We start from the raw sequence: 15,491 nt of genomic DNA, 5'->3' as shown, positions 1-15,491 counted from the left end.
AAGTGGGCTGTCCCTCCAAGAAAAACGGCTTTTCCTGTCTGTCTTGCAGGGAACAGGGGATTCTGCTATACTGGCTCAAACGGGGGAGCAGACCATGACGAACGGAAAATGGGGGCTGGCACTCTGCCTGCTCTGGGCGGCACTTCTGACCGGCTGCGGCTCCGTGGAGCGAGAGGCCGCTTCCACCGGCGGACACCCCCGACCGGCTCCAGGGGCGTCCAGCGGTCCCGCTGGAGCTGCCCCAGGGGGAGGTTTTGGAGGAAACGGTGGTGGAGTACACCTGGGACCACCCGGTCACGGTGGACGGCGGCCGCCAGCTGACCGCCCGGGACGCCATGACCCACATGACAAACTACTACGCATACGACGAATATGACACCCTGCAGCTGGTGGACACGGACTCCGTGACGCCGGGGATGGGGTAACCAAAAACAGCCGCCCGGCGCAGATGCGCCGGGCGGTCCGCTTCTCGTATCAGCACATTTTGGCCCCGGCGGGGATCTTGTCATCCAGCATAATGAGGTTGAGGGCCTCCTCCCCCTTCTCGGTGTGGACGGCGGAGATGAGCATCCCCTGGCTCTCCTGGCCCATCATCTTCCGGGGGGGCAGGTTGACGATGGCCATCAGAGTCTTTCCCACCAGCTCCTCCGGCTTATACCACATAGCAATGCCGGACAGGATCTGCCGGTCCACGCCGGTGCCGTCGTCCAGGGTGAATTTCAGCAGCTTGGCGCTCTTCTTCACCGCCTCGCAGGCTTTTACCTTCACCGCCCGGAAGTCGCTCTTGCAGAAGGTGTCAAAGTCCACCTTCTCCTCCAGCTGGGGTTCGATCCCCAGGCCGGGGAGGGCGGCCTTCCTTGCGGCTTCGGCAGCCGCCTCCAACTGCTCCAGGGCCTTGTCCGTGTCGATGCGGGGGAAGAGGTTGTCCCCGCGCTGAACGGTGACGGTCCCGGACAGGGAACCCCAGGCGGCGGCGCTCTCCCAGGTGGAGCACGCCTCGCAGGCGCCGATCTGACGAAGCACCTCAGCGGCGGAGGTGGGGATGAAGGGCGTCAGCAGGATGGCGCAGATCCGCAGGGTTTCCAGCAGATTGTACATCACATGGGCCAGCCGGGAGCCATTGGCCTCCATATCCTTGGCCAGCACCCAGGGGGCGTTCTCGTCGATATACTTGTTGGCCCGGCCGATGACCTTAAAGATTTCCGTCAGGGCGTTCTGGAAGGCGAAGTGCTCCATAGCGTCCTCGTAGCGGCTGCGCAGTCCGGCGGCCAGGCCGATGAGCTCTCCGTCGAACTGACAGCCCTCGCCGCTGAGGGAGCCGCTGGCGTCGGCGTTTCCGGCCACAGCGGCGGCCAAAGCCTGTTCCGCCTGGGAAGCCCCGGAGCCCTGCGGCAAAGTGCCGCCAAAGTATTTGCCCACCATGGACACAGTGCGGCTGAGCAGGTTGCCCAGGTCGTTGGCCAGGTCCACGTTGATGGTCTGAATCAGGGCCTCGTTGGAGAAGTTGCCGTCGGAGCCGAAGGGGAAGGTGCGCAGCAGGAAGAAGCGCAGGGCGTCCACTCCAAACATCTCGGCTAAGATGTAGGGGTCCACCACATTGCCCTTGGACTTGGACATCTTGCCCCCGTCCAGCAGCAGCCAGCCGTGTCCAAAGACCTTCTTGGGCAGAGGCTCTCCCAGGCTCATGAGCATGGCGGGCCAGATGATGGAGTGGAAGCGGACGATCTCCTTGCCCACAAAGTGGACGTCGGCGGGCCAGAATGTCTCATAGTCGTGGTACTGGTCGTTGCCGTAGCCCAGGGCGGTGATATAGTTGGACAGGGCGTCCACCCACACGTAGACCACGTGGCCGGGGTCGAAGTCCACCGGGATGCCCCAGGTGAAGGAGGTGCGGGAGACGCACAGGTCCTCCAGGCCGGGCTTGATAAAGTTGTTCACCATCTCGTTCACCCGGGAGCGGGGCTCCAGGAAGTCGGTGTCCTCCAGCAGGTGCTGGACCTTGTCCGCGTACTTGGACAGCCGGAAGAAGTAGGCCTCCTCCTCCGCGTCCTGGACCTCCCGGCCGCAGTCGGGGCACTTGCCGTCCACCAGCTGGCTCTCCGTCCAGAAGGACTCGCAGGGCTTGCAGTACTTGCCCTTATAGGTGCCCTTGTAGATGTCTCCGTTGTCGTACATCTTCCGGAAAATTTTCTGGATGGCGGTCACGTGGTAAGCGTCGGTGGTGCGGATAAAGCGGTCGTTGGAAATGTTCATCAGCTTCCACAGGTCCAGGATGCCCCGGTCGCCGGTGACGATATTGTCCACAAACTGCTGGGGGGTGATGCCTGCCTCCCTGGCCTTGTCCTCAATCTTCTGGCCGTGCTCGTCGGTGCCGGTGAGGAACATCACCTCACAGCCGGTGAGCCGCTTGTAGCGGGCCATGGCGTCGGTGGCCACGGTGCAGTAGGTGTGGCCGATGTGCAGCTTGTCGCTGGGGTAGTAGATGGGGGTGGTGATATAAAAACGTTTTTTGGCTTCCATATAAAGTCAATCCTTCCGTCAAAAATTGGGCTGGGCAGTCGAATCCGTCTCCTCCTCGGAGGGAGGCATTCGGTCTGGCCAGGGGCCGCCCAGCAGTCCGTGGGCAAAGCCCAGAGCGGACAGGGTAAAGGCAGCCGTTGCGGCGGCGGTGAACAGGTCCAGCCCGTCGGCCAGGGAGGTAATCCCCACCGCCGCGCCCAGCAGAGCGCAGAAGAGGACCCGCCGGGGCCGGGGCTTGCCGTAGAGGAACCCTGCGATATAGTAGTGGGCCATGGTAAACAGCAGCGCGGCGAAGAGGGAGAAGCCGTATTTCATCAGCACCGGCTCCGTGCCGTGCTTCAGGTGGGCGGCGAAGAGCCACACCAGCGCGGCCAGGGCCGGGAACGGGGCCAGGAGACAGGCGCCGTCAAGGATTCTTCCCCGGTAGGCCATCTGGCCCATATACAGCACGCCGAACCCGGCTGCCAGGCACAGCGCCCCGGTGAGCATCTGGGAGACCGGGGCGGACAGCTGGTACATCTCGGGAGCAGCCTGCCACAGGCGGAACGTCCGGAAGCCCTCCCGCAGGCCAAAGCCCCCGGCGGCAAACAGCAGCAGCCCGGCAGCGGCCAGAACGGTCATCTGCCCCACGGAGGGGGAGCCAAAGGCTGGGAGGAAGTCGTCCAGACCCTCCCGCCTTTTACAGACCAGAACCAGAAAGACCACCATCAGCAGGGCGGTCAGCCCCAGCAGAGCGCCGGTGGCGGGGGCGCCGTGAACAAACAGGCCCGTGTCGGGCTGATAGGCGGAGGCCAGCTGCCACCGCCGCAGAAGGAAGCCGGCCGCGCCTCCGGCCACAGCCAGGGCGGGCAGGATAATATTTTTTCTCATTGCGCAAAATCCTCTCATCAGGAAACATGGTTTTCACCAATACAAGCTATCATATACCAGACCGGCCGGAAAATCAACCTTTTTTACAGCCTTGGTCCTTTTCGGCAGCCGTTACTATTAGTTTGCAGGGAACAAGCACCAGTTAGCTTGCGACCAGCAAGCTAATTTTTTTATACCTAAAGGGGGATTCAATCATGAAAAAGAAGGATGAAACCCGGTATTTCGTAACGTCAGTTGCCAGCGTCCCGGTTTATAAGGTTGCCAGCAAAACGGAAATGTACCGGATGGCTACGAAGCCCGGCTGGGGTGCGGTGGAGTGGTACAGCGCGGCGGACGGCTACAAGAACCCCGTAACCCGTGACCGCAAGGACAAGACCCAGCAGCTTTGCTGTGACGAAGACACCAGCGCCAGCCTGTATTTGAAGAACGGCGGCTATTTCGGGATCTTCCCCTATGAGGAAATCAACGTTAAGGAAATGCCGAAGCAGGCGGAAGTGGCCGCGATCATTTACAGCGATTCTTGCGGCTTTTCCTTCTGGGCGGAAGACTTCAACCAGATTCACTTTTTCGTGACCTACGATGAAAACGGCCTGATCGACAGTTACCGCGTGGAATACGGTGATAGCCCGATCTATGACGGGGAAGTTGAAGTGGCCTTTGAAGACCTGTTCCAGCAGCCGGAAGGTGACTGGCGGGAAACCTACCGGGCGGAACTTCCGGGAACCGTGGAATACCAGTTCAAGCAGGAAGCGGACGCGCTGGCCCAGGAAGCCGGGGAAACCTGGATGGACGGCGAACAGCGGGAACAGTTCCGGCAAGTATGCGGCAAGATCGACCGGATCAAGAGTGCGCGGGACTTCAACGTAACAATACCGCTTTTGGGCTACGACTACGACAAAAAGATTATTGAAGCGGCCCAGAACTTTAAGAATTGCCACACCGCCGCCCAGTATGAAACGGAGCGGGAAACGCGGGAAAGAGTAGCCCAGGAAGCACGGGAAGCGGCGGCGGATCAGCCCGCCGCCCCGGCCTGGATGGACGAAGCCAAGCAGAAGGACTTCCGGGAAATCTGCGGACTGATCGACACGATCAAGAGCGGGCGGGACTTCTACCGGGTAATGAACCAGATCAACGGCGGCAGGTACAGCGTGGACGTGATCAACGCGGCGCGGGAGTTCAAACAGTGTTTCAATTCCGCCCAGTATGAGCCGGAAGCGCCCGGCGCGGCGGCGGACACGGTGGAGCGGGACGCGGCGGCGGACGTGGAGCCGCAGCCGATCGCGCTGGCCTACACGGACGATCTGGGGATCGTCCATTGCGGGGAGTGCGGCGCGGAACTGCTGTGCAACGAAACGGGAGATATGCCGGACGTGTGCCCAGAGTGCGGGCGGCGGCTGGAATATGACAGCTTCATGGAGCCGGACGGGCCGGACGTAGACAAATACCGCACGAGGGCAGACAACCAGCAGGAAGAAGGGACGGCGGCGGAAGCCGCCAGCGAGGGCCGGGAAACGGCCCTGGGCACGCCGGAAGCAATGGCGGGCACGGATGCCACGGAAGCGGCAGGGGGCCAGCAACCCCCGCCGCAGGCCGGGGAAATCAACCTGGGGAAGCTGTACGCGGGAACCAGACCGGAAGCCACGGAACAGGACGAAGGGAAACAGCCGGGCGGGCCGTAAGCGCCACGCCCGGCCAGAAGAAAGAAGGTGAAAAGGGTATGGCTTGCTACACTATGCGCACGTATGAGGAAAGAACCATCATTCAAAAGATGTGGAATGATGGCGCACAGGCAAAAGAGATCGCGGACAAGCTGGAAGCCCCGCTGTCCACCATTTATTCCGAATTACGGCGGGGGCAGGACGGAAGCCGCCTGCAAAACCAGCGGTTGCGCTACAATGCCGATCTTGCCCAGTTGCGCGTTCAGCAGTCTTTTGAGCGGCGCGGACGCAGGGCTGGGAAGCGGGAAGGAGCGGAAAAAGCATGAAGAACTTTGAACAGATCGCGGAAACGCCGGAAGCCCTGGGGGCGTTCCTGGCCACCCTGCCCGTTGCGGATGGGCCGTGGGATACGGAATTTCGCCGGGTTTTCTGTGCCGCCTGTTCGGCGGAAAACTGTGACGGGGGCAACTGCCCACACAGCGCGGAACGGAATAACCCTCTGTGGTGGCTGATGCAGGACACGGAACAGAAGCACAAAACGGAACTGTTCCAGGCCATAACGGAAGCTGGGCCGGGAATGATCGTGAACTTTGCGCCGGAAGATGTGGCAGACATTGAAAGGATGGCGCAGATGGAGCCAGCGCACGGCTTCCCACTGACGGTAATACCGGATGAAAAAAAGGGGACGTTGACGATCACGAAAGACGGTGTAACGCTGGGGCTGGGTGGCGTGGAAGCTGTTGTGCTGGCACAGATCATTCTTGATCAAACCCGTGAAGCGAAATAACTTCACCGCTTCCGGTTTTGGGGAAACTCTTGCGCCGGGACTGGCGTAGCCAAAGTGCGGCGGCCTGTTTCATTTCTTCTTTTGTGAGGTGGCGAAAAGCCTTGCAATAGAGCGTAAAGCCGCCAATTTTAACAACAGTAACAACATTGGGATTGGGGTAATCTCCCATATTTTAACCACCCTCCACGCTGTATTCCGGCGGTGCTGGAACACCGCCAGAAAATAGTATACCAGACGGGGAACGGAAAAGGAAGGATGAAACACGATGCAGGAAAAGATCAACATTTTCAACGCCGCGTTTGTCGATCTGGCGGCGGGCTATGTGAACCGTGTAGCAATACGGGCGGCACAGAAGGAGCCGGAACCAAAGGGAGCCGCCCAACAGTTCCGCCATGAACTGGCAAATGAAATTCAACTGGCAAACCTGCTGGCCGCAACGATCGGCAAAATGCAGGCGGCCAGCGGCGGGGAGTTTCCGCAGGACGAACAGGAAGACGGAAAACCGCACACGGCGGCAGGCAACATGGAATTTCTGCGTGACTTCCTGGAAGGGAAAACGCGCTGGAACTTCCCAGAAGGGACAGTGTTCAACGTGAACACTTCAACCGGGGACGGCGCGGCGGTGCAGTTGAAGCCGGAAGCAGACGGGGAGCCGGAACCGCCGGAAAGGCCGGAACCCGTGGTGAAACTGGGGCCGGGCGCGTCCTTCCGGCTGGAAAATACACCCATTCACGGGCAGTATCCAGCGCCGGACGGCGTGAAGGTGGATGCTGTGGAGCGGTTACAAAATCTGTGCAGTTTCTGTAAAGAAATGGAGCGTTACAGGAGCGGGGATTCCATGGACGCGGGGCGGCAGTACGGGCTTATAAAGGGCCGTGCCTGGGGAATTGATGTGGTAATGCTGGAATTTGCCATTTCCGTTCTTTCTGAACTGCGGGAGATCAAAGAGGTACGCATACCAGCGGAACCGAACACGCCGGGCGCATGGGAACTTATGCGGGATATTCTGGCGGGCAAGCGGCCCGCGCCGGAAGGAACTGTATTTGACGTGGTTATTGATATGGCCGGGAACCCGCAGGCGATCAGAAGCCGGGAGGAACCGGAACCCGCCCCGCGTGCGCTGGCGATCGCCATGCCGGGCGGCGAAACTGTGAAGCTGAACAGCGCGGCGGAAGCCTACAGACTGGCGGGCTGTATTGAGGATATGACCGCCCGCGTGTGGCCGGAAGCCGTGCCGGGGAAATAGGAAGGAGCGCGACACGATGCCTAAAAAGTATTACCCTGGCGGCTTCCGCCTGACAAAGAAGACGGCGGCGGCGCTGGCCGTCCGGGAACTGGGGACGGCGCGGGGGTTGGAGCGTGAACCGGGGATGCCGGAAGGATACTTCCATATCACGTTCGGAAACCTGGACGTGCGGATCTTCCCGGATGCCAGCGACAGCAGCCATAGGAGTTCCAGCAGATTGATCCAAATGTCGATCGACCTTAACGGCGGCCCGGCCCGGATCGTCCAGTTCTTCTATCCTGACACGCTGGAACTGTGCCCGGCGGAAGAAGATATTTACCGCCGGGCAAAGGGGCAGGAAGCCCTGGAAAGCTGGATCGAGCGGGAGGGCGTGGAGAAGTGCCGCCGGACGGTTGAAGAAACGGCGCGGCTTCTGGGCCTGTAGGGCGGGGGAATGAGCATGGAGCGCCGGAAGAAGGTAAACCACGGAATAGGCGCGGACTTTTCCAGGACGTGCGAGGGGTGCGGCTGTATCACGGTGGAAACCGTGGCGGGTATGCCGCCGCTGTTCCGGTGCAGCGCCCCCGGCCCGCGCCGGGGCTACACGGTAAGCACAGCCGGGCGCTTCCTGCCCTATGTGCCCGCCTGGTGCCAGCTGATGGAAGGAGGAAAAGAACCAGCAATGAACCGCAAAGAAGAACTGCTGGAAAAGATCAAAAAAATAAAGGCCCTGGCCGATCGCGGCGTGGGCGGCGAAAAGACAACCGCGCAGGCCACGCTTGAACGGCTGATGCAGGAACACGGCATAACGGAAGCTGACCTGGAAGTGGAGCGGGTGGAAACGGTATTCTTCCCGTACCATGACGAATTAGAGCGCAGGATCTTGATCCAGATTATCTTTTCCGTTACAGGCAAACCCGCTTTTGGTTGCGTGGGGGCCGCGTCTGGCCGGAAGCGCAAAAAGTATGGGACGGATTGCACGGCGGCGCAGCGGTTGGAAATTGAGTTCAACCACAAATTCTTCTATGAAGCCGCAAAAAAGGAATTTGAAGTGTTTCTGTACGCCTTTTACATGAAAAACAGGATTTTTCCGCCGGATGGTATAGCGCCGGAACAGGAAACAAAGGCGCTTACAAAAGAAGAATTGGAAGAAATTCTGCGGGCGGAACAAATGGCCGCCACGATGGAGAAATACACGCCGCACAAGGCCATAGGGGACGGCAGCGGGAAGGGGGATCGGCGGTGAGCGTATGCAAAGGGTGCGGGCGGCAAATTGACTGGATACGCACGGCGGCGGGAAAGTCGATGCCGATTGACCCGGAACCCGTTTTCGTGATTGAGGGGGACGGAAAAGATCTCTTTTTCACGGACGAAGGGGACACGATGAAAGGCCGGGCCGCCCGCCCGGACGAAGTGACCACGCAGGAAGCGAAACTGGAAGCGGCGGTGGGCTTTGTGCCGCATTGGAAGACCTGCCCGAACGCGGCGGATTTTCGGCGGCGGAGGTAGGAACGATGGAAGAATTAGAAAAAATGCTTGAACTGTTCCCGGAAAAGGAGTGCCCGAACATAAATAGCGCGTTTCGGAAGCTACACGCAAACCTTATGTTCAGATCAGCACGGGCGGCGGTATCCATTTCCGGCGGTTCTGACAGTGACGTTATGCTGGACATGATCCAGGCGTTGAACCCGGCGAAGAATTACCCGTCCGCAAAAATTCACTATGTATGGTTCAACACGGGGATTGAGTACACGGCCACGAAAGAACACCTGGGCTTCCTGGAAGAAAAATACGGGGTAACGATCGAGCGGAAAAAGGCAAAAACGCCCGTTCCGCTGGGGTGCAAGACCTGGGGGCAACCGTTTATGTCAAAGCAGATAAGCCAATACATAAGCCGCCTACAGGCCCACGGCTTCCAGCGGGAAGATGAACCGTTTGAAATCCTTTATGCAAGATACCCGAATTGCAAGGCGGCCTTGCGCTGGTGGTGTAACGCTTTTGGGCCGGGAAGCCGGATGAACATTGAAAAGTGCCGTCTTTTGAAAGAATTTATGATTGCAAACCCGCCGAAAATCAGCTTTTCGGATGGGTGCTGCAAGGGGGCAAAGAAGGACGTTGCCCACGACTACATAAAGGAAATCAAAGCGACAATCAACATTGTGGGCATACGAAAAGCAGAGGGCGGCGCAAGAGCCACGGCATACAACAGCTGTTTTTCGGAACCGTCAAGCAAAAGTGAAGCGGCCCAGTTCCGCCCGCTGTTTTACTTCACGGACACGGACAAAGAACTATACTGCCAGCGGCGCGGCGTTGTCCATTCCGATCTTTACGAAAAATACGGCTTCAAGCGTACCGGGTGCGCCTGCTGTCCGTTCGGCAGCAGATTTGAAATGGAATTGCAGGCCGCAGAACAGCTTGATCCAGGGCTGGCAATGGCGGCAAAGAAAATTTTCGGCGGGGCGTATGAGTATACGCGGGCCTATAGGGACTTCAAGGCAAAGTATGACGCGGAACGCAAAGCAAAGCGCGATAAAGAGCGGGAAGAAAAGAAGGAGACGGAGCGGGAAAAAGAAGGACAAACAAGCCTGTTTTAGAAAGGGGTGGGGCCATGAGGATCGGCCTTGTGGACGTGGACGGCCACAACTACCCGAATTTACCGCTTATGAAGTTATCCGCCTGGCACAAGCAGCGGGGCGATCATGTTGAATGGTACAGCCCCCTTGTTTCCGGCCATATGGATCGGGTGTATCTAAGCAAGGTATTTTCATTCACGCCGGACTATGAAGCCGTGATAGACGCGGACGAAGTGATCCGGGGCGGTTCTGGTTACTGCATCACGCTTGAAGCCGGGAAAGAGGTATACCACGGGGAGCGGGATCAGCGGTTGCCGCCGGAAATTGAACACATATACCCGGACTATAGCCTATACCCGGAACAGACGAAGAACACGGCTTACGGCTTCTTGTCCAGGGGTTGCCCGCGTGGTTGCGGCTTCTGCCACGTAGCGGCCAAAGAGGGCCGCCGCAGCGTGAAGGTTGCGGATCTGGCGGAATTTTGGATGGGGCAAGAAAAGATCGTGATATGTGACCCGAATATTTTAGCCTGCCCGGAATGGGAAGACCTGCTGGGGCAGCTGGCGGATTCCGGGGCCGTGGTGGACTTGAACCAGGGCATAGACGTAAGGATTGCCACGCCGGACAAAATAGCGGCGCTGAACAAGATCCGCATGGACTACCTGCATTTAGCGTGGGACAACCCGGAAGAAGACCTGGAAGAAGATTTTAGACGGTTCGGGGAACTGTACCGCCGGAAATCGCCGCAGGCAAAGGGCGTTTTTGTCCTGACCAACTACAGCAGCACGATCGAACAGGATTTACACCGTATCTACACATTGCGGCGGCTGAAATTCAACCCGTTTGTCATGGTATACGACCGGGAACACGCCGCGCCGATTTACAAGGATCTCCAAAGATGGGTAAACAATCGGCGGATCTTCTGGACGTGTGAGCGGTTCGAGGACTACGACAAGATCAAGGGCAGGGGGTGAAAATGTGGAAGAACCGGAGCGGGACTATTTAGGGAACATTATCTGCCATTGTGCCGGGTGCGATTGGTGTAAAAGCCTGGAAGACAGCGCGGGCCGGACGATCTATTTCTGCATGAACGCGGACAGCACCGCGTATCTGGAAGAAACCGGACTGCTGGGCGGTTGCACCTTCCCGCCGGAATATGAAATGCCGGAAGAATGGTAAAAGGAAAAGGCTTTGACTATGGTTGCCGCCATAGTCAAAGCCGTGCCAAAGATGTGATATAAAGACAATTCTGCAAGAAAAATTATACCACATTGACGGCACAAAAGCAAGCGTAAAAGGGCGGAAAGCGCCTTTATTTCTGCGGGTTTTGCGCCCGCGTTACGGGCTTGTATGGGGTATTAACTTTCCGGGGAAAGCCTGGAAGCTGTCAATATATGGGAATAGCGGATCAAGGGAAAGTATGACCCCAGGCCCGCCAGCGCGGCAGTGCAGCCAGAAGGGGCCGGATCATGTTTTACAGGGAAAAGAAGGTTGACTGCGGGCGCTATAGGGAAGTGGACATTATCCCCCGCACGGACAGCGCGGAACGGGCCGTGAGAGGGAAGCGCCGGAAGCGTCAACGGGTATCAGAACCAAAGCAAAAGGACTTGAACGAAAAAAACTCTAAACGTTACCTTGTGCAGCTGGGCAACGGGAATTTCGGAGCCGGGGATCTTCACGTCACACTTACATACAGCGCAAAGCACCTTCCCCAGACGGTGGAGGAAGCAGAGCGGCGGATCGGAAACTATCTGAACCGCGTAGCGTACCGCAGGAAGAAGTTAGGGCTTCCGCCGCTGAAATATATCCTTGTCACAGAATACGGATACGCAAAGGACGATCCAGACCACGCGGGAAGCCCCGTCCGCATACACCACCATGTCATTATGAACGCCGGGCTTGACCGAGACGAAGTGGAAATGATGTGGACGGCGGAGAGGATCAACTGGCGGAAGTATGACGCAGATCACGGCTACGGGGACACGGTGGAACGCCTGGGATACGTGAACGCTGACCGTATCCAGACCAACGAAAACGGCATTGAAGCGCTGTGCAAGTACGTTATGAAGAACCCCAGGGGGAAGAAGCGGTGGAGCAGTTCCAGGAACCTTATACGGCCCGTGGAGCAGCCGCCCGCAGACCATAAGCACACAAAGAAGAAAGTTGAAGCCCTGGCAAAGTCCACGGATCAGGGCCGGGACTTCTTCCAGAAACAATTCCCAGGCTACACAATAGCGGAAATCAGGCCGGAATACTACACGGAAACGGGCTGGCACATTTACTTGAAAATGTGGAAAAAGCCGGGGAAAAAGTCGAAAGCCGCAAAGAAAGGGAGGAAGAAACGTGAATAAAGAAGTAATGTTCAGCAGCGCAACGGGCGTATGGGCCACGCCGCAGGACTTCTTTGACAGCCTGGACGCTGAATTTAATTTCACGCTTGACCCGTGCGCCAACGATGAAAACCATAAGTGCGAAAAGTATTTCACGGAAGCGGAAGACGGGCTGGCCCAGGACTGGGGGGGGCTACAGGGTATTTTGCAACCCGCCGTATGGCCGGGCGCTGTACAAGTGGGTTGAAAAGTGTTACCGGGAAGGGTGCAAGGATGGAACGATCGTGGTGCTGCTGATCCCGGCCCGCACGGATACGACCTATTTTCATGACTTTATCATGAACCGGGCGGAAATCCGCTTTATCAAAGGCCGCTTGAAGTTCGGCGGCGGGAAAGACCCGGCCCCCTTCCCGTCCATGCTGGCGATCTTCCGGGGGCCGAAAATGTGAAAGTGAGGGGTAAACCAATGGAAGGAAAACTGTGCTACATATGCAGCCCGTACCGGGGGGACACGGCCCGGAACGTGGCGTATGCCCAGGAATTGACGCGCCGGGCGGTTCTGAAAGGCTACGCGCCCATTACGCCGCATCTGTATATCACGCAAGCCCTGGACGATGAAGACCGGGCGGAACGCGCCCTGGGAATGGAAGCTGGTATGCACCTGCTGATCCAGTGTGAAGCCGTTATGATCGGCGGACGCTTTGGAATTTCGGAAGGGATGGGCTATGAAATCGGACTGGCGCACAGGCTGGGCAAAACGTTCCTGATTGAAGACGGGATGGACTTGAACGGCAAAGACGCTGATCTTGTCTACGAAGGGCAAAAGCGGCCCGGCGTGGAGGAATTGAAGCAGGAATTTATACACCTACTGTCTTTTGTGGAGCGGGACGGCGTGCAAAGCCTGCTGGATTGGCTGGAAAGCACGGACTTCTACACAGCCCCGGCCAGCACAAAATACCACGGGGCCTATGCCGGGGGCCTGCTGGAACATTCACTGAACGTATATTACAGGCTGGTAAGGCGCAACACCGGGATCAACATTGACACGCTGACCATTGCCGCCCTTCTCCATGACGTTTGCAAAATTCACCTGTACGAAAAGCAGGACGGCGGCGGATACCGCCACAATGAGCAATTCCCGATCGGCCACGGGGAAAAGTCCGTGATCCTGATTCTGCGGCATATGCCGTTGACGGATGAAGAAATCACGGCCATTTCCTGGCATATGGGGGCCTTTGACAGTCGAGCGGGCGCGGGCCGCAGCCTGTCCAGCGCGTGGGAGAAATGCCCGCTTGCCCTGCATCTGCATCTTGCGGACATGGAAGCAACCTGGTTCGATGAAAAAGGAGGGCCGCAGGCATGAACGAACAGCAGAGAAAAAAGGCGCTGGACAGCTGGAAGGGCAAGAAGAACAATGCCCAGGGGCATTTCTTTGAGGGCTTCATAAAGACCGCGTGCGCCGTCTACAAGCAGAAGGGGATCGCATACGTGGAGAAAATGCCGGAACCGTTTATGGTGCTGGAAAAGAAAGACCGGGGCATATTTAAGGGCCGCTTCATTGCCCACGCACAGCCGGACTTCATGGGCACGCTGTCCGGCGGGCGCTCCATCTGCTTTGAAGCAAAGTACACCAGCACGGACAAGCTGGCGCAAACCGTCCTGACGGCGGAACAGTGGGACAGCCTGGAACAGCATTGGAAAGCCGGGGCGAAAGCGGGCGTGTGCGCCGGGATCGGGAATGTGTACGCCTTTATCCCCTGGCCTGTCTGGCGCTCCATGCAGGAAATCTATGGGCGCAAGTTCATGACAGCGGAAGACCTGGAACCGTACCGGGTGCGCTTCAACGGGGCGTGTATGTTCCTTGACCCGCTTCACCCGGACGTGGCGGACTGGACACCGACAACGGCAGCCGTGATAGAAAAGCAGTTACAGGATTTAGGCCGGGAAGTAGAACGGGCGGTGGGAGAAGCCGCAGAAATTGAACGGCTGGAAACGGCCCTGCAAACGGTTGTGGGGGTGGTAACGGCAAACCGCCTGTTTGAGATCATACGCCGGGAGCCGGAAGAAAAGCACGCGGCTTTTCTGAAAACCACGCTGGAAGCGGCGCTGGGCGGCGCTGATTATTCCGCCTGCCAGACAATGGACGATATGGCGGAGGTATTTGCGCGGAATTTCGTAGAAAGGGCGTGGGGAGGATGAAAACAAAGGCATGGGGGCCGTTCCGCCTGACATATGGGCGCACGCGCTGGAACGAAAAAACCGTGGCCCTGGGCGGCGGAAAAGGGTATTTGTCGGCCCGGCATGAATGGCAATGGTTTATCGGCCTTTGTCTGTGGGCCGTGTACGTCAATATCGGGATCAAGAAAGGCTGGTGGAAACGGTGAAACTGGAAACCGGATTGCTTCACGCAACGGACGAACTGCGGGAACTGATCCTGCAAAACCCGGAATTGCCGCTGCTTGTGTTCGCTGGGGAAGACAGCAATAACGGCGAATGGGGCTATATGTCCTGTAGCAGCGTGAAAGCGGCGATCGGGGAATTTCTGGACTGTGAACAGACGGTGAATGATGAACGGTGCTTCACAGATCGGGACGATTTTCAAGAGGAAATGGAGGATAAATGCGACTTTACCGGGACGGATGAAGAATTTGCGGAATATATCAAAGCCCGGATGGCGGAATATGAACCGTATTGGAAGCCGTGTATTATCCTCTATGTGGACAACTGAAAGGAGCGCGGGAAAATGGATGAACAGCGCATTTACCGGGCCGCCCTGGCCGCCTGGGGCGCGGACGCACAAACGCTTATGGTGTTTGAGGAAATGGCGGAACTGCAAAAGGAACTGTGCAAGGCCGCGAGAGGGAAGGACAACCGGGAACAGATCGCGGAAGAAATTGCGGACGTGGAAATCATGCCGGAACAAATGAAGGTGCTTCACGGTTGCGCGGAAGCCGTGGCGGCGTACCGGGAAAGCAAACTGCGGCGGCTGGCGATCAGGTGCGGGGCGGACGTGGAGCCGCAGGAAGGGAGGGAAACCCCGTGAAGCAGTTTGACCGCATCATGAAAGACAACGTGCCGGGCTATGGCTACATGAAAAAGGCCATGCCGCAGGTTGGAGCGGGACGGGAACCGAAAACGCAGCCCAAAAAGAAAACCTACACGCTGACAGAGACAGCGCCCAGCGGCAAGGCGGTTTTGCGCAAGGGTGTAACCGTTACGCAGGCCGCCCGGAAGCTGAACAGGTACGAAGAAACGGGGCTTACTCCCCAGGAAGTCTTCAACCTGATCGAGCGGGCGCACAACCTGGAACGGAGGGTGGAGAAGTTGGAGGGCTGGCAATAGTGGGATACAGACAGAAACACCCGTACATAAAACAGCTTCTTTACGTTCTGAAATGGAAGATAGGAGGGAAGCGCGGTGGCGGCGGAACGTTGCGTGCTGTTGTCAGCGCCAATGATAAAATGAAAGAAAACGCCGAGGAAAAAATGTAGTTTTGTGGCGGAGAGGAGGGAAAAAAGATAGACTCCC

Annotated in this window: 22 protein-coding genes and 1 pseudogene; 20 read left to right on the top strand and 3 right to left on the bottom strand. The window is 58.0% G+C overall.

Going from position 1 to position 15,491, the window contains the following annotated elements:
- Nucleotides 1-254: 254 nt before the first annotated feature.
- Nucleotides 255-425, top strand: a complete 171-nt coding sequence (locus tag VV088_RS19240; protein WP_334602275.1) for a hypothetical protein — start codon at nucleotides 255-257, stop codon at nucleotides 423-425.
- Nucleotides 426-474: 49 nt separating this feature from the next.
- On the opposite strand, the gene metG is transcribed toward VV088_RS19240, so the two are convergent.
- The gene (gene metG / locus VV088_RS19235) at nucleotides 475-2,520 is read right to left on the bottom strand and encodes a methionine--tRNA ligase (protein ID WP_334602274.1); all 2,046 of its coding nucleotides are present in this window, start codon (nucleotides 2,518-2,520) and stop codon (nucleotides 475-477) included.
- An 18-nt stretch (nucleotides 2,521-2,538) separates the two neighbouring features.
- Nucleotides 2,539-3,390 (bottom strand): hypothetical protein, encoded by an 852-nt coding sequence (locus VV088_RS19230; RefSeq protein ID WP_334602273.1) that lies wholly within the window; start codon nucleotides 3,388-3,390, stop codon nucleotides 2,539-2,541.
- A gap of 194 nt (nucleotides 3,391-3,584) precedes the next feature.
- Between VV088_RS19230 and VV088_RS19225 the strand changes: the two genes are divergently transcribed.
- The 3 genes from VV088_RS19225 to VV088_RS19215 are packed head-to-tail and all read left to right on the top strand — an operon-like array spanning nucleotide 3,585 to nucleotide 5,835.
- Nucleotides 3,585-5,069: a hypothetical protein gene (locus VV088_RS19225; RefSeq protein ID WP_334602272.1), complete on the top strand. Its 1,485-nt coding sequence runs from the start codon at nucleotides 3,585-3,587 to the stop codon at nucleotides 5,067-5,069.
- Nucleotides 5,070-5,107: 38 nt separating this feature from the next.
- Nucleotides 5,108-5,374: a helix-turn-helix domain-containing protein gene (locus VV088_RS19220; protein WP_334602271.1), complete on the top strand. Its 267-nt coding sequence runs from the start codon at nucleotides 5,108-5,110 to the stop codon at nucleotides 5,372-5,374.
- Entirely contained in the window at nucleotides 5,371-5,835 is a 465-nt protein-coding gene (locus VV088_RS19215) for a hypothetical protein (protein ID WP_334602270.1), read from the top strand. Before VV088_RS19220 ends, VV088_RS19215 begins: the two co-directional genes overlap by 4 nt.
- Here the strand turns inward: VV088_RS19215 and VV088_RS19210 are convergent.
- The gene (locus VV088_RS19210; protein ID WP_325307405.1) at nucleotides 5,804-6,004 is read right to left on the bottom strand and encodes a hypothetical protein; all 201 of its coding nucleotides are present in this window, start codon (nucleotides 6,002-6,004) and stop codon (nucleotides 5,804-5,806) included. The genes VV088_RS19215 and VV088_RS19210 overlap by 32 nt on opposite strands.
- 96 nt (nucleotides 6,005-6,100) lie before the next feature.
- Between VV088_RS19210 and VV088_RS19205 the strand changes: the two genes are divergently transcribed.
- The 16 genes and pseudogenes from VV088_RS19205 to VV088_RS19125 all read left to right on the top strand — a co-directional run bounded on the left by VV088_RS19205 (nucleotide 6,101) and on the right by VV088_RS19125 (nucleotide 15,454).
- Nucleotides 6,101-7,081: a hypothetical protein gene (locus VV088_RS19205; protein ID WP_334602269.1), complete on the top strand. Its 981-nt coding sequence runs from the start codon at nucleotides 6,101-6,103 to the stop codon at nucleotides 7,079-7,081.
- Nucleotides 7,082-7,097: 16 nt separating this feature from the next.
- A complete protein-coding gene (locus VV088_RS19200; protein ID WP_334602268.1) occupies nucleotides 7,098-7,505 on the top strand; it encodes a hypothetical protein in 408 nt (135 codons plus the stop codon).
- A 237-nt stretch (nucleotides 7,506-7,742) separates the two neighbouring features.
- Complete coding sequence (locus VV088_RS19195) at nucleotides 7,743-8,306, top strand: hypothetical protein (RefSeq protein ID WP_334602267.1); 564 nt, start codon at nucleotides 7,743-7,745, stop codon at nucleotides 8,304-8,306.
- Complete coding sequence (locus tag VV088_RS19190; protein WP_334602266.1) at nucleotides 8,303-8,569, top strand: hypothetical protein; 267 nt, start codon at nucleotides 8,303-8,305, stop codon at nucleotides 8,567-8,569. Before VV088_RS19195 ends, VV088_RS19190 begins: the two co-directional genes overlap by 4 nt.
- 5 nt (nucleotides 8,570-8,574) lie before the next feature.
- Complete coding sequence (locus VV088_RS19185) at nucleotides 8,575-9,654, top strand: phosphoadenosine phosphosulfate reductase domain-containing protein (protein ID WP_334602265.1); 1,080 nt, start codon at nucleotides 8,575-8,577, stop codon at nucleotides 9,652-9,654.
- A 14-nt stretch (nucleotides 9,655-9,668) separates the two neighbouring features.
- Nucleotides 9,669-10,607: a radical SAM protein gene (locus VV088_RS19180; RefSeq protein WP_334602264.1), complete on the top strand. Its 939-nt coding sequence runs from the start codon at nucleotides 9,669-9,671 to the stop codon at nucleotides 10,605-10,607.
- A 4-nt stretch (nucleotides 10,608-10,611) separates the two neighbouring features.
- The gene (locus tag VV088_RS19175; protein WP_334602263.1) at nucleotides 10,612-10,812 is read left to right on the top strand and encodes a hypothetical protein; all 201 of its coding nucleotides are present in this window, start codon (nucleotides 10,612-10,614) and stop codon (nucleotides 10,810-10,812) included.
- Between the two features lie 290 nt (nucleotides 10,813-11,102).
- Nucleotides 11,103-11,984, top strand: coding sequence for a rolling circle replication-associated protein (locus VV088_RS19170; RefSeq protein ID WP_334602262.1), 882 nt, complete (start codon nucleotides 11,103-11,105; stop codon nucleotides 11,982-11,984).
- A 7-nt stretch (nucleotides 11,985-11,991) separates the two neighbouring features.
- Nucleotides 11,992-12,412: pseudogene (locus VV088_RS19160) on the top strand (DNA N-6-adenine-methyltransferase).
- A 17-nt stretch (nucleotides 12,413-12,429) separates the two neighbouring features.
- The gene (locus tag VV088_RS19155) at nucleotides 12,430-13,326 is read left to right on the top strand and encodes a DUF7768 domain-containing protein (protein ID WP_334602260.1); all 897 of its coding nucleotides are present in this window, start codon (nucleotides 12,430-12,432) and stop codon (nucleotides 13,324-13,326) included.
- The gene (locus VV088_RS19150) at nucleotides 13,323-14,162 is read left to right on the top strand and encodes a Holliday junction resolvase RecU (RefSeq protein ID WP_334602259.1); all 840 of its coding nucleotides are present in this window, start codon (nucleotides 13,323-13,325) and stop codon (nucleotides 14,160-14,162) included. The genes VV088_RS19155 and VV088_RS19150 overlap by 4 nt, the downstream gene beginning before the upstream one ends.
- Nucleotides 14,159-14,347, top strand: coding sequence for a hypothetical protein (locus VV088_RS19145; RefSeq protein ID WP_334602256.1), 189 nt, complete (start codon nucleotides 14,159-14,161; stop codon nucleotides 14,345-14,347). The genes VV088_RS19150 and VV088_RS19145 overlap by 4 nt, the downstream gene beginning before the upstream one ends.
- A complete protein-coding gene (locus tag VV088_RS19140; RefSeq protein ID WP_334602255.1) occupies nucleotides 14,344-14,691 on the top strand; it encodes a hypothetical protein in 348 nt (115 codons plus the stop codon). The genes VV088_RS19145 and VV088_RS19140 overlap by 4 nt, the downstream gene beginning before the upstream one ends.
- A gap of 15 nt (nucleotides 14,692-14,706) precedes the next feature.
- On the top strand, nucleotides 14,707-15,006 hold the full coding sequence (locus VV088_RS19135; protein ID WP_334602254.1) for a hypothetical protein: 300 nt from the start codon (nucleotides 14,707-14,709) through the stop codon (nucleotides 15,004-15,006).
- Nucleotides 15,003-15,305 (top strand): hypothetical protein, encoded by a 303-nt coding sequence (locus tag VV088_RS19130; RefSeq protein WP_334602253.1) that lies wholly within the window; start codon nucleotides 15,003-15,005, stop codon nucleotides 15,303-15,305. Before VV088_RS19135 ends, VV088_RS19130 begins: the two co-directional genes overlap by 4 nt.
- On the top strand, nucleotides 15,305-15,454 hold the full coding sequence (locus VV088_RS19125) for a hypothetical protein (protein ID WP_334602252.1): 150 nt from the start codon (nucleotides 15,305-15,307) through the stop codon (nucleotides 15,452-15,454). Before VV088_RS19130 ends, VV088_RS19125 begins: the two co-directional genes overlap by 1 nt.
- The last annotated feature ends 37 nt before the right edge of the window (nucleotides 15,455-15,491 follow it).

The organism is Lawsonibacter sp. JLR.KK007 (assembly GCF_036941135.1).
In the GTDB taxonomy this organism is placed as follows: domain Bacteria; phylum Bacillota; class Clostridia; order Oscillospirales; family Oscillospiraceae; genus Lawsonibacter.
This window is presented reverse-complemented; position numbering and strand designations above follow the sequence as displayed.

Bases quoted from the DNA above. Each gene is read 5' to 3' on its own strand.
- metG (WP_334602274.1), bottom strand. From the start codon at position 2,520: ATGGAAGCCAAAAAACGTTTTTATATCACCACCCCCATCTACTACCCC.
- VV088_RS19230 (WP_334602273.1), bottom strand. From the start codon at position 3,390: ATGAGAAAAAATATTATCCTGCCCGCCCTGGCTGTGGCCGGAGGCGCG.
- VV088_RS19225 (WP_334602272.1), top strand. From the start codon at position 3,585: ATGAAAAAGAAGGATGAAACCCGGTATTTCGTAACGTCAGTTGCCAGC.
- VV088_RS19220 (WP_334602271.1), top strand. From the start codon at position 5,108: ATGGCTTGCTACACTATGCGCACGTATGAGGAAAGAACCATCATTCAA.
- VV088_RS19215 (WP_334602270.1), top strand. From the start codon at position 5,371: ATGAAGAACTTTGAACAGATCGCGGAAACGCCGGAAGCCCTGGGGGCG.
- VV088_RS19210 (WP_325307405.1), bottom strand. From the start codon at position 6,004: ATGGGAGATTACCCCAATCCCAATGTTGTTACTGTTGTTAAAATTGGC.
- VV088_RS19205 (WP_334602269.1), top strand. From the start codon at position 6,101: ATGCAGGAAAAGATCAACATTTTCAACGCCGCGTTTGTCGATCTGGCG.
- VV088_RS19200 (WP_334602268.1), top strand. From the start codon at position 7,098: ATGCCTAAAAAGTATTACCCTGGCGGCTTCCGCCTGACAAAGAAGACG.
- VV088_RS19195 (WP_334602267.1), top strand. From the start codon at position 7,743: ATGAACCGCAAAGAAGAACTGCTGGAAAAGATCAAAAAAATAAAGGCC.
- VV088_RS19185 (WP_334602265.1), top strand. From the start codon at position 8,575: ATGGAAGAATTAGAAAAAATGCTTGAACTGTTCCCGGAAAAGGAGTGC.
- VV088_RS19180 (WP_334602264.1), top strand. From the start codon at position 9,669: ATGAGGATCGGCCTTGTGGACGTGGACGGCCACAACTACCCGAATTTA.
- VV088_RS19170 (WP_334602262.1), top strand. From the start codon at position 11,103: ATGTTTTACAGGGAAAAGAAGGTTGACTGCGGGCGCTATAGGGAAGTG.
- VV088_RS19155 (WP_334602260.1), top strand. From the start codon at position 12,430: ATGGAAGGAAAACTGTGCTACATATGCAGCCCGTACCGGGGGGACACG.
- VV088_RS19150 (WP_334602259.1), top strand. From the start codon at position 13,323: ATGAACGAACAGCAGAGAAAAAAGGCGCTGGACAGCTGGAAGGGCAAG.
- VV088_RS19145 (WP_334602256.1), top strand. From the start codon at position 14,159: ATGAAAACAAAGGCATGGGGGCCGTTCCGCCTGACATATGGGCGCACG.
- VV088_RS19135 (WP_334602254.1), top strand. From the start codon at position 14,707: ATGGATGAACAGCGCATTTACCGGGCCGCCCTGGCCGCCTGGGGCGCG.